Annotated in this window: 12 protein-coding genes and 1 tRNA gene; 11 read left to right on the top strand and 2 right to left on the bottom strand. The window is 64.8% G+C overall.

All coding sequences use genetic code 11. From position 1 onward, the window contains the following. Nucleotides 1-296: 296 nt before the first annotated feature. The 4 genes from ptsN to LDO54_RS11730 all read left to right on the top strand — a co-directional run bounded on the left by ptsN (nt 297) and on the right by LDO54_RS11730 (nt 3,651). Nucleotides 297-752, top strand: coding sequence for a PTS IIA-like nitrogen regulatory protein PtsN (gene ptsN / locus LDO54_RS11745; protein ID WP_027815677.1), 456 nt, complete (start codon nt 297-299; stop codon nt 750-752). A gap of 151 nt (nt 753-903) precedes the next feature. Continuing rightward, nucleotides 904-1,872: an HPr(Ser) kinase/phosphatase gene (gene hprK / locus LDO54_RS11740; protein WP_027795920.1), complete on the top strand. Its 969-nt coding sequence runs from the start codon at nt 904-906 to the stop codon at nt 1,870-1,872. Between the two features lie 209 nt (nt 1,873-2,081). Beyond that, nucleotides 2,082-2,975, top strand: a complete 894-nt coding sequence (gene rapZ / locus LDO54_RS11735) for an RNase adapter RapZ (protein ID WP_224010386.1) — start codon at nt 2,082-2,084, stop codon at nt 2,973-2,975. 40 nt (nt 2,976-3,015) lie between these two features. After that, on the top strand, nt 3,016-3,651 hold the full coding sequence (locus tag LDO54_RS11730; protein ID WP_224010384.1) for an LON peptidase substrate-binding domain-containing protein: 636 nt from the start codon (nt 3,016-3,018) through the stop codon (nt 3,649-3,651). A 30-nt stretch (nt 3,652-3,681) separates the two neighbouring features. Here LDO54_RS11730 and mutY read toward each other — a convergent pair whose 3' ends face one another. Then, on the bottom strand, nt 3,682-4,815 hold the full coding sequence (gene mutY, locus LDO54_RS11725; RefSeq protein ID WP_224010382.1) for an A/G-specific adenine glycosylase: 1,134 nt from the start codon (nt 4,813-4,815) through the stop codon (nt 3,682-3,684). Between the two features lie 14 nt (nt 4,816-4,829). Then, nucleotides 4,830-5,660: a bifunctional DNA-formamidopyrimidine glycosylase/DNA-(apurinic or apyrimidinic site) lyase gene (gene mutM, locus LDO54_RS11720; protein ID WP_224010380.1), complete on the bottom strand. Its 831-nt coding sequence runs from the start codon at nt 5,658-5,660 to the stop codon at nt 4,830-4,832. 164 nt (nt 5,661-5,824) lie between these two features. Here mutM and LDO54_RS11715 point away from each other — a divergent pair, with 164 nt between their 5' ends. The 7 genes from LDO54_RS11715 (at nt 5,825) to pth (ending at nt 12,003) form a co-directional block, all read left to right on the top strand. Beyond that, nucleotides 5,825-7,684, top strand: coding sequence for a tetratricopeptide repeat protein (locus LDO54_RS11715; protein ID WP_224010378.1), 1,860 nt, complete (start codon nt 5,825-5,827; stop codon nt 7,682-7,684). After that, nucleotides 7,684-8,337, top strand: coding sequence for a lipoprotein insertase outer membrane protein LolB (gene lolB, locus LDO54_RS11710; protein WP_224010376.1), 654 nt, complete (start codon nt 7,684-7,686; stop codon nt 8,335-8,337). The genes LDO54_RS11715 and lolB overlap by 1 nt, the downstream gene beginning before the upstream one ends. A 70-nt stretch (nt 8,338-8,407) precedes the next feature. After that, nucleotides 8,408-9,310 carry a 4-(cytidine 5'-diphospho)-2-C-methyl-D-erythritol kinase gene (ispE, locus tag LDO54_RS11705; RefSeq protein ID WP_224010374.1) on the top strand — a complete coding sequence of 301 codons (903 nt, stop codon included), beginning with the start codon at nt 8,408-8,410 and terminating at the stop codon, nt 9,308-9,310. 50 nt (nt 9,311-9,360) lie between these two features. Further along, nucleotides 9,361-9,437 (top strand) — tRNA-Gln (locus LDO54_RS11700). Nucleotides 9,438-9,501: 64 nt separating this feature from the next. Then, a complete protein-coding gene (locus tag LDO54_RS11695) occupies nt 9,502-10,458 on the top strand; it encodes a ribose-phosphate pyrophosphokinase (protein ID WP_027815686.1) in 957 nt (318 codons plus the stop codon). A 169-nt stretch (nt 10,459-10,627) separates the two neighbouring features. Then, entirely contained in the window at nt 10,628-11,230 is a 603-nt protein-coding gene (locus tag LDO54_RS11690; RefSeq protein ID WP_224010488.1) for a 50S ribosomal protein L25/general stress protein Ctc, read from the top strand. 170 nt (nt 11,231-11,400) lie between these two features. Further along, nucleotides 11,401-12,003, top strand: coding sequence for an aminoacyl-tRNA hydrolase (pth, locus tag LDO54_RS11685; protein ID WP_224010372.1), 603 nt, complete (start codon nt 11,401-11,403; stop codon nt 12,001-12,003). The last annotated feature ends 43 nt before the right edge of the window (nt 12,004-12,046 follow it).

The following is a 12,046-nucleotide window of genomic DNA, read 5'->3' as shown; positions in this document are numbered from 1 at the left end:
ATGCGCGAGCGACGGTGAGCGATGCGTGACCATCGCGTGAGCGGTAGATGAGCGCAGTGCCAGGCACATCCGGCACCGAACGGTGTTCCCGGGCGCAACCATGCAACAATGGTTGCGATCATGCCCGGTGCATCGCACCATCGGCCACTATGCTTGCTCTATAATGATCCAGTCACTTTCGGGGTAACACGTCCCACGGTCCCGGCATCAGGCTGTTTTTACCGATACAGCCGCGCGAGAACACCGCGCAGACTGCCGGGGTGAGGAGTATTCAGGCCACGTTTTCGCCTGCCAACATGAATCGTTTAGCCAAAATTCTTCCCATCGAGAACGTCGTCGTCGGCCTGTCCGTTACCAGCAAGAAACGCGTCTTCGAACAAGCTGGACTGATTTTCGAAAACCAGAACGGCATCGCCCGCAGCACGGTTACCGACAACCTGTTCGCGCGCGAACGCCTCGGCTCCACCGGTCTCGGTGAGGGCGTGGCCATTCCGCACGGCCGCATCAAGGGCCTGAAGCAGCCGCTCGCCGCGTTCGTGCGTCTGGCCGAGCCCATCGCGTTCGAAGCGCCCGACGGCCAGCCCGTTTCGCTCCTCATCTTCCTGCTCGTGCCCGAACAGGCCACGCAGCAGCACCTTGAAATCCTCTCCGAGATCGCCCAACTGTTGTCGGATCGCGAAACGCGCGAGCGGTTGCACACGGAAGAAGATCGCGAGACGTTGCATCGCCTGCTCACCCAGTGGCAACCTTGAAGCAAACCTGATGCGGCATGGCGCGTCGCGCGCCGCCTGTGCGGGCGGCGGCGGGCGCCACGGCGCGAATCTCGTGCAGGCAGCGAGCGAACAGTTTAGAGCGCGCGGTTAGAGCGACCAGTTAAGCGAGTCATCGCGGAGTCAGCGACTCATGGACACTTCCAGCATCAACGCCCAAAGCATCTTCGACGATAACGCCACCACGCTGAAACTCAGCTGGCTGACGGGGCACGAAGGCTGGGAACGCGGCTTTTCGGCCGAGACGGTGGCCACGGCCACGGCGAGCGCCGACCTCGTCGGCCACCTGAACCTGATCCACCCGAACCGCATCCAGGTGCTCGGCGACGCCGAAATCCACTATTACCAGCGCCAAACCGACGAAGACCGCTCGCGCCACATGGCCGAGCTGATCGCACTCGAACCGCCGTTCCTCGTGGTCGCCGACGGCATGACCGCGCCGCCCGAACTGGTGCTGCGCTGCACGCGCTCCTCCACGCCGCTGTTCACCACGCCGATGTCGGCGGCCACCGTCATCGACAGCCTGCGCCTCTACATGTCGCGCATCCTCGCGCCGCGCGCGACGCTGCATGGCGTGTTTCTCGACATTCTCGGCATGGGCGTGCTGCTCACCGGCGACTCGGGTCTCGGCAAGAGCGAACTCGGTCTGGAACTGATCAGCCGCGGCCATGGCCTCGTCGCCGACGACGCCGTCGACTTCGTGCGCCTCGGCCCCGATTTCGTCGAAGGCCGCTGCCCGCCGCTGCTGCAAAATCTGCTCGAAGTGCGCGGCCTCGGCCTGCTCGACATCAAGACGATCTTCGGTGAAACGGCCGTGCGCCGGAAGATGAAGCTCAAGCTCATCGTCCAGCTCGTGCGCCGCCCCGACGGCGAATTCCAGCGCCTGCCGCTGGAAAGCCAGACCGTCGACGTGCTCGGCCTGCCGATCAGCAAGGTCACGATTCAGGTGGCCGCCGGCCGCAACCTCGCCGTGCTGGTGGAAGCCGCCGTGCGCAACACGATCCTGCAACTGCGCGGCATCGACACGCTGCGCGACTTCATGGACCGCCAGCGCCTCGCCATGCAGGACCCGGACAGCCAGTTTCCCGGCAAGCTGATCTAAACCGCACCAAGCCACGCCGGCGCCGCCACCACGCGGCGCCGCACCGAAGCGCTGCGCGGCACGCTGCCGCAACGCGGTGCGATATCGCGGCAAAACCCCGCTAAAACGCCTGTCACGCGCCACCAGCAAGGCCGCGCGCGGCCCGAAGCGTCACAACGGCCGCGCGGATCGAATGCTATGATGACCCAATCGGGTCCATCTCCATTCCCATGCGTATCATCCTGATCACCGGCATCTCGGGTTCCGGCAAGTCGGTGGCGCTCAATGCGCTCGAAGACGTCGGTTACTTCTGCGTGGACAATCTGCCTCCACGCTTTCTGCCGCAACTCGCGCAATATCTTTCCGAAGACGGCTACGAGCGTCTCGCGGTGGCGATCGACGCGCGCTCGAGTTCATCGTTCGACGACATGCCGGAGATGATCCGCGACCTCGCGCGCCGCCATGACGTGCGCGTGCTGTTTCTCAACGCCAGCACGCAGTCGCTCATCCAGCGCTTTTCCGAGACGCGCCGCCGCCATCCGCTGTCGGGTTCGGTCGCGCACGACGCCAACGTCGGCATGCTCAAGTCGCTCGAAGAGGCCATCGAGCACGAGCGCGAACTCGTCGCGAATCTCGCGGAATTCGGCCATCAGGTCGACACCAGCAATCTCAGCGCGAATTCGCTGCGCCAGTGGGTGAAGGTGTTCGTCGAGGGCGAGCGCGGCTCGCTGATGCTCACCTTCGAATCGTTCGGTTTCAAGCGCGGCGTGCCGCTCGACGCGGACTTCGTGTTCGACGTGCGCACGCTGCCGAACCCGCATTACGACGCGCGCCTGCGGCCGCTCACCGGGCTCGACCAGCCTGTGATCGACTTTCTGAAGGCGCAACCGGCCGTCCACGAAATGATCGCCGACATCGGCGCGTTCGTCGAAAAATGGCTGCCGCATTTCCGTAACGACAACCGCAGTTATCTGACCGTCGCAATCGGCTGCACGGGCGGCCAGCATCGTTCGGTCTTCATTGCCCAGACGCTCGCCACGCGCTTCGCGGGCGAGTCGAACGTGATCGTGCGTCATCGCGATGCGCCTCTCGACGTCGGAGAATCGTCCCGTCTGATCGCCTAACCGGCCGCATCGCGCGGCCTTTTACCGAAAGCGTTGCGCCATGCCCTCCACTCCTGCCGTGCTCGCCGATTTGCCGCTCTTTCCGCTGCATACGGTGCTGTTCCCCGGCGGCCTGCTGCCGCTGAAGATCTTCGAAGCGCGTTATCTGGACATGGCGCGCGAATGTCTGCGCGAAGAAACGCCGTTCGGCGTGTGCCTGCTGAAAAGCGGCGGCGAGGTCGCGCAACCCGACGAAACCGCCGTACCCGAAGCCGTGGGCTGTCTCGCCCGCATCGAGCAATGCGACGTGGAAACCTTCGGCATGCTGCTGATCCGCGCGCACGGCACGCAGCGCTTTCGCCTGCTGTCGCATCGCGCGCAGCACGACGGCCTGCTCGTGGGCATGGCCGAGTTGCTACCCGAAGACATTCCGCTCGAAGGCTCCGATCATCTCGCGCGTTTCGGCGCGTGCGCGGAGGTGCTCGAACGCATCATCGCGACGATCCGCGAACGCGATCCGTCGAGCGTGCCGTTCGCCGAGCCGTTCCGTTTCGACGATCCATCCTGGGTGTCCAACCGTCTCGCCGAAGTGCTGCCGATCGCGTTACGCGCGCGTCAGAAGCTCATGGAACTGAACGACGCCAGCGCGCGCATCGACGTCGTGCATCACTACATGCAGCAGCATCAGTTGCTTTGATGCGGCTGCGTTAACGCTGCCTGTAAAGCCTCAGATCAGCGAACCGCGCAGCCCGTCGAGCAGTTTGCGCACCGGCGCGGGCACGCCGTAGGCGTCGATCTCGCGCAGCGCGACCCACGCGGTTTCCCCGTCCTGCGCGACGAGCGCACCGCCCTTGCGTGCATCGAGTTCGACCACGCGCGGCTCGATGTCTAGCTTGAAATGCGTGAACGTGTGCTGGAGCGACGCGAGCGCCGACGCCTTCGCGCCATTCGCGCCATAACCCTCGGCGCGCGCGGCCAGCGCGGTTTCGTCGGCCGCTTCGGGCAGGCTCCACAGCCCGCCCCAGATGCCCGAGGGCGGACGCTTTTCGAGCATCACCGCGTCGCCGTCGAGCAGGATCAGCATCCACGTCTGACGCGTGGGCACCGCCTTCTTCGGCCGCGAAGCAGGCAACTGACGCTGCCGGTTCGTCGTCTTCGCCACGCAGTCGGCCGCGAACGGGCAGCGCTCGCAGTCGGGCTTGCCGCGCGTGCAGAGCGTCGCGCCCAGATCCATCAGTCCTTGCGTGTAGGCGCTCACATCGGCGTCGGTGGCGTCGGCGCCCGGCACGAGCGATTCGGCGAGCGTCCACATCGCGTTTTCCACGCGCTTCTCGCCCGGAAAGCCTTCCACGCCGAACACGCGCGCGAGCACGCGCTTCACGTTGCCGTCGAGGATCGTCGCGCGCGCGCCGAACGCGAACGAGGCGATCGCCGCTGCCGTCGAGCGGCCGATGCCGGGCAGTTCCGCGAGCCCTTCGACCGTCGACGGAAATTTTCCGCCATGCGTTTCGGCGACCACCTGCGCGCAGCGATGCAGATTGCGCGCACGCGTGTAGTAGCCGAGCCCGGCCCACAGCGCCATCACGTCGTCGGAGGGCGCGGCGGCGAGCGCCTCGACCGTCGGAAAACGATCGAGAAAGCGCGCGTAATACGGAATCACGGTGGAAACCTGCGTCTGCTGCAGCATGATTTCCGAGAGCCAGATGCGGTACGGATCGCGCGTGTTCTGCCACGGCAGGTCGTGGCGGCCGTGTTCGCGCTGCCACGCGATCAGGCGCGGCGCGAAGCTCGCGAGCAGTTCGGCGGGATAAGCGGCTTGCAGCGCGCCGGGCGCGGGCTTTGCGGAGGTCTTGAGATACATGAACGGAAAACGGATCAGCGCTGACAGCGCGGACAGAAATAGGTCGACCGCTGGCCTTGCACGATCTGCTTGATCGGCGTGCCGCACACGCGGCAGGGCTGGCCCGCGCGGTCGTAAACGAAGTATTCGAGCTGGAAATAGCCGCTCTCGCCATTGCTGCCGACGAAATCGCGCAAGGTGCTGCCGCCTTTCTCGATGGCCGACGCGAGCACGGCGCGCACGGCGTCGGCGAGCAGTTCGTAGCGCGCGAGCGAAACGCGCCCCGCGGCCGTGGTCGGACGGATACCCGCGCGAAAGAGACTTTCCGACGCGTAGATATTGCCCACGCCCACGACGATGTCGCCCGCGAGCAGCGCCTGCTTCACCGACACCTTGCGCCCGCGCGTCTCGCGAAACAGCAATGCGCCGTCGAAGGCGGGCGTGAACGGCTCGATGCCGAGGCCCGCGAGCAGCGGATGGCCGAGCACGTCGCCGTCCTCGCGCGGATGCCAGAGCACGGCGCCGAAGCGGCGCGGATCGCGAAAGCGCAGCGTGAAGTCGTCGAACAGCCAGTCGACGTGATCGTGCTTCTCGGCGGCCGGCGGCTTCGGAAGATTACGTAACACGCGCAAGGTGCCGGTCATGCCAAGATGCACGATGAACCAGCCTTCATCGACCTCGAACAGCAGATATTTGCCGCGCCGCCCCACCGAGCGGATCGTGCGCCCGCGCAGCGTACGCGCGAGCGAGGCCGGCACGGGCCAGCGCAGCGAGCCGTTGCGCACGTCGACGCGCTCCACGCGGCGGCCCGCAACCCACGGCTCGATGCCCCGGCGGGTCACTTCGACTTCTGGCAGCTCAGGCATGTTTAATCAGTTTGTGAGGTTGTACTGACACAATATCGGACAGCGCGACGGAAGACCCGGGGAAGGCACGGCGACCGCGCGGGGCTGGTCTGCAACTTGCGTCATCGTCGTGCGCGTATTGTAGCCAGCGCGTTACAATCGACCGAAACATTCGACGGAATTCCATGGAACTGTCTTTCGTAAAGCTGTTTGCGAAGCGCCTGCCCCACGCGGCGCCGCGTCTGCGCAAAACGTTCGAACTCCGCGCGTTCGGCCCCCGGAAACTGCTCGGCGCAGCCGTGCTCGCCGCCTGGGCGCTGAGCACGTCGAGTGCGTACGCGCAGGATCCGTCCCCCGACACGGACGACACGTCCGTCACCATGCCGGACGCGTTCGGCCCTGCGACGGCCGACGAAAAGAAGGATCTGCCCGCGATTCCGCTCACGAGCCAGATCACCTTCCAGGTGCTCGCCGCTGAAATCGCGCTCCAGCGCGACCAGCCCGCGCCCGCGTATCAGACGTATCTTGCGCTCGCGCGCGATACGCACGATCCGCGCATGGCGCAGCGCGCGACCGAAATCGCGCTCGCCGCGCAAAGCCCGACCGACGCGCTCACCGCCGTGCAGCTCTGGCAGCAATACGCGCCCGACTCGGAGCGCGCCGCGCAGCTCGACGCCTCGCTGCTCGTGCTCGCCGGCAAGCCCGCCGACGCGCAGCCGCTGCTCGCGCGCGAACTCGCCCGCGTGCCGGCCGAGAGCCGCGGCCCGGCCATTCTTTCGCTGCAACTGCTGCTCTCGCGCGGCCCGAACCGCTCGGGCGGCCTCGACGTGCTCAAGGCGCTGCTCGTCAACGACATGGACCGCCCCGAGGCGCTGCTCGCCATCGGCCGTCAGCAACTGCTCGCCGACGACGTGCCGGGCGCGCGCAAGTCGTTCGAGCAGGCACTCGCGAAAAAGGGCGACTACCTGCCCGCCGCGCTGATGCTCGCCCAAATGGGCCCGGAGGAGCGCAACGAAGGCATCGCGGCCATCGAGCAGTACGTCAAGCAGAATCCGAAGGCGCGCGAAGGCCATCTGGCGCTCGCGCAGACCTACCTCGCCGCCAATCGCCTCGACGACGCGCAGAAGCAGTTTGAAATCCTGCACAAGAGCAACGCGAACGACCTGATGCCGCTGATGGCGCTCGCGCTCATCAACGTTCAGCAGAAAAAGTTCGACGAAGCGAAGAAGTATCTGATCCAGTACGCGCAGGTGGCCGACAAGACGCCGGGCGCCGATCCGGGTCAGGCCTACATCTATCTCGCGCAGCTGTCGGTCGAGCAGAAGGACGACGCGGGCGCCGACGCCTGGCTGAACAAGATCAGCCAGAGCAGCCAGCAGTACGTGCCGGCGCAGATCATGCGCGCGCAACTGCTCGACAAGCAGGGCAAGGTCGACGACGCGCGCCGCCAGCTCGCGGCCATCCAGAGCGACGATCCGCGCGACCAGGCGCTGATCGCGCGCACCGACGCCTCGATCCTGTTCGACGCGAAGCGCTATCCGGAAGCCGAAGCGCGCCTCGCAAAGGCCACCGCCGACTTCCCGGAAGATCCCGATCTCACCTACGACTACGCCATGGCCGCCGAAAAGAACGGCCACTACGAAGTCATGGAAGCGCAACTGCGCAAGCTGATCAAGACGCAGCCCGACAATCCGCAGGCCTACAACGCGCTCGGCTATTCGCTCGCCGACCGCAACCAGCGCCTGCAGGAAGCCGACCGGCTGGTCGAGAAGGCTTCGGCGCTCGCCCCGGACGACGCGTTCATCATGGACAGCGTGGGCTGGGTGAAATTCCGCATGGGCGACAACGCCGACGCCATCAAGCTGCTGCGCAAGGCTTACAGCATGCAGCCGAACGCCGAAATCGGCGCGCATCTGGGCGAAGTGCTGTGGAAGAACGGCGACCAGGACGGCGCGCGCGAGGCCTGGCGTGAAGCCCGCAAGCTCGAACCCGACAACGACACGCTCCTGAAGACGCTCCAGCGCCTCCAGGTCAACGATCTCTGATGGCCGATTCCCGACTCACGCTCCGTTCGCGCGTGGTGCAAGCAACCCTGCGTCCGGCTTTGCGTCTTGCACCGGGCGCGGCGCTTGCCGCGCTGCTCGCCCTCGCGGGCTGCGCGACGCAAGCGCCGCACGAGCCGTCCACGGCGCGCGCCACGACGTCGCTCTCCACGCAGGCGAGCCGCGCCTGGCATGGCCGCTTCGCCGTGCAGTACAACGACCAGAACGGCCAGCAACGCAACGCATACGGCAATTTCGACTGGCGTCAGACCGACACCACCGTGACCTTGCAGCTGCTCAATCCGCTCGGATCGACGCTCGCGATCGTCACGTCGTCGCCGTCGCAGGCCACGCTCGAACTGCCGAACAAGCCGCCGCTCACCGCCGACAACGTCAGCACGCTGATGCAGCAGGCGCTCGGCTTCGCGCTGCCGGTCGAAGGGCTGCGCTACTGGCTGCAGCCGTCGGTCGCGCCGAGCTCGCGCGCGCGTACGACCGCCGACCCGCAGAACCCGCAACGTCTTTCGCAGATCGAGCAGGACGGCTGGACCATCGACTATCTCGCTTACGCGGATGCACCCGCAACCGGCGTCAAGCGCGTGAATCTCACGCGCGAAGATCCGCCGCTCCAGATCAAGCTCGTGCTCGACCAGTAAGCGCTTTCAGCACGACGGAACCGGCGCGCGGCCCTCGCCGCCCGCCGGTCCAGGCAAGCCTCAACGCACCATGACCGAAACTCAAGACTCGCTGCGCGACTGCCTCGCGCCCGCGAAACTCAATCTCTTCCTGCACATCACGGGCCGCCGCCCGAATGGCTATCACGATCTGCAGACCGTGTTCCAGTTGCTCGACTGGGGCGACACGCTGCATTTCACGCGCCGCCAGGACGGCCGCATCACGCGCACCGTCGAAGTCGCGGGCGTGCCCGCCGACACCGATCTGACCGTGCGCGCGGCGAAGCTGCTCAAGGAACATACCGGTACGCAGGAAGGCGTCGAGATCGATATCGAAAAGCGTCTGCCGATGGGCGCCGGCCTCGGCGGTGGCAGCTCCGACGCGGCCACCACGCTGCTCGCGCTGAACCGTCTCTGGAAACTCAATCTGCCGCGCCTCGAATTGCAGGAACTCGCGCTGAAACTGGGCGCCGACGTGCCCTTCTTTGTGTTCGGCAAAAATGCGTTTGCGGAGGGTGTTGGAGAGGCGCTGGAATGTGTACAATTGCCCCCGCGTCATTTTTTGGTCGTGACGCCGCAGGTTCATGTTCCTACCGCTGAAATTTTTTCAGAAAAGTCGTTGACAAGGGACACAGAGACCTGCACAATAGCAGTCTTTCTTGCACAGCAAGCAACGCAGAACGGATGGCCAGACAGTTTCGGCCGGAACGATATGCAAGCAGTTGTCGCAGGAAAATACGCGGAAGTAGCGCAGGTTTTGAAGTGGTTTGAGAGCATCTCGAATAGCACTACACCAGCGCGGATGACCGGATCGGGTGCAAGCGTTTTCGCAGCATTCGCCAGTCGGTCCGAAGCAGAAGCGGCGCAAGCCAAACTGCAATCGGAACAACCGGCCTGGAGAAGCGCGGTAGCCTCGAGTCTGGACACGCATCCACTCTTCGCTTTCGCGTCATAGTTTTGCGTGGCTGATCGCTCTACCGGTCAGTCAGGCTTGAAGTTGAGTGTAGGGGAGTCGCCAAGTTGGTCAAGGCACCGGATTTTGATTCCGGCATGCGAGGGTTCGAGTCCTTCCTCCCCTGCCAAAAATTCTAAAGCAGTTCGCCCAAGTAGTTCCTCTCGCCCCCCAAAGTCCGCAGCAGGTGCATGATGAGCAGCCATGACGGCCTGATGGTTTTTACTGGCAACGCAAATCCCGCGCTTGCACAGGAAGTCGTCAAGATCCTCGGTATTCCCCTCGGTAAGGCTATGGTTAGCCGCTTCTCCGACGGCGAAATCCAGGTCGAAATCCAGGAAAACGTGCGTGGCAAGGACGTCTTCGTCCTTCAATCGACCTGCGCGCCGACCAACGACAACCTGATGGAACTGATGATCATGGTCGATGCGCTCAAGCGCGCATCCGCAGGCCGGATCACCGCAGCCATCCCCTACTTCGGTTATGCCCGTCAAGACCGCCGCCCCCGTTCGGCGCGCGTCGCCATCTCGGCGAAGGTCGTGGCGAACATGCTGGAAATCGCGGGCGTCGAGCGGATCATCACGATGGATCTGCACGCTGACCAGATTCAGGGCTTTTTCGATATTCCCGTCGACAACATCTACGCTACGCCCGTGCTGCTCGGCGATCTGCGCAAGCAGAACTACGAGAACCTGCTGGTCGTTTCGCCGGACGTCGGCGGCGTGGTGCGCGCCCGTGCGCTCGCCAAGCAACTCGGCTGCGATCTCGCGATCATCGACAAGCGTCGTCCGAAGGCGAACGTCGCCGAAGTGATGAACATCATCGGTGAAGTCGAAGGCCGCACCTGCGTGATCATGGACGATATGGTCGACACCGCCGGCACGCTCTGCAAGGCAGCGCAAGTGCTGAAGGAACGCGGCGCGAAGCAGGTCTTCGCTTACGCCACGCACCCGGTTCTGTCGGGTGGCGCGGGCGAGCGCATCGCCGCTTCGGCTCTGGACGAACTGGTCGTCACCGACACGATTCCGCTGGGCGCAGAAGCCCGCGCGTGCTCGAAGATCCGCGCGCTCACCAGCGCCGGCCTGCTCGCGGAGACGTTCTCGCGTATCCGCCGCGGCGACTCGGTGATGTCGCTGTTCGCAGAAAGCTAAAAAGAATTGACGCGCAAAGCGCGGTGTTCGCAAGAATGCCGCGCTTTTGCACGTAATCGGCGCGAACGGACGAAGGTTCGTGCTGCATCGCTGGGGGCCAAAAGACAGCCGTGCTGTCGACAAGGCCCCGTTTTACTGCCTGGTCGCGGGCAGTGCATTGGAGAATCATATGAAAGTCATCGCTTTCGAGCGTAACCTGCAAGGTACGGGTGCGAGCCGCCGCCTGCGCATTGCTGGCAAGACCCCGGGCATCGTTTATGGTGTCGGTTCGGAACCCCAGCTGATCGAAGTCGATCACAACGCGCTGTGGCACGCCCTGAAGAAGGAATCCTTCCACTCGTCGATCCTCGAGCTCGAAGTGGCAGGCAAGTCGCAGCAAGTCCTGCTGCGCGACGTGCAATACCACCCGTTCCGTCAGCTCGTGCTGCACGTGGACTTCCAGCGCGTGGACCCGAACAAGAAGATCCACACGAAGGTGCCCCTGCACTTCATGAACCAGGAAACGAACCCGGCCGTCAAGCTGGGTGGCGCGATCATCTCGCACGTTCTGGCTGAAGTCGAAGTGGTTTGCCTGCCGGGCCAACTGCCGGAATTCCTCGAAGTCGACCTGGCGAAGATCGAAGCCGGTCAATCGCTGCACGCCAAGGACATCACGCTGCCCGCAGGCGTGACGCTGGTTCCGCACGTTGAAGCGGAAAACCCGGTCGTCGCGTCGGCACCGGTGCCGGCTGGCGCACAAGCCGCTGCTGAAGGCGAAGCAGCAGCTGAGTAAGCTGCAGCAACAAGCCGATCCTCTCGAGCCGTCTCAATAGAGACGGTCGACGTGACCCGCCGCGGTTCGCCCCGGCGGGTTTTTTTTCGTACTTTTTCGTACACTTGCGGATCACGCTCCGGCCGCCAGGCCGTCGAGCATTCAGCGATCTTGCAGGCGGAAATACCAACATGATCAGGTTGATCGTCGGGCTCGGCAATCCGGGCGCCGAATACACGGCGACGCGCCACAACGCGGGCTTCTGGCTCGTGGACCAGCTCGCGCGCGAAGCCGGCGCGACGCTGCGCGACGAGCGCCGCTTCCACGGCCACTACGCGAAGGCGCGCCTCTACGGCGAGGAAGTGCATCTGCTCGAACCGCAGACCTATATGAACCGTTCGGGCCAGTCGGTCGTCGCGGTCGCGAACTTCTTCAAGATCCTGCCCGACGAGATCCTCGTTGCGCACGACGAACTCGATCTGTCGCCCGGCACCGTCAAGCTCAAGCTCGGCGGCGGCAGCGGCGGCCACAACGGCCTGAAGGACATTTCCGCGCATCTGTCGACGCAGCAGTACTGGCGTCTGCGCATCGGCATCGGCCATCCGCGCGACCTGATTCCCGAAGGCGCGCGCGCGGGCGCCAAGCCCGACGTGGCGAACTTCGTGCTCAAGCCGCCGCGCCGCGAGGAGCAGGACGTGATCGACGCGTCGATCGAGCGCTCGCTCGCGATCATGCCCACCTTCGTGAAGGGCGAAACCGAGCGCGCCGTCATGCTGCTGCATCGCAACGGCTGAATTTGCATCGCTGAGTGCATCGCTGTGCGCGCTGCGTGTCATG

Origin of the sequence: Paraburkholderia tropica (assembly GCF_914484835.1) — a bacterium.
Taxonomy (GTDB): Bacteria; Pseudomonadota; Gammaproteobacteria; order Burkholderiales; family Burkholderiaceae; genus Paraburkholderia; species Paraburkholderia tropica_A.
This window is presented reverse-complemented; position numbering and strand designations above follow the sequence as displayed.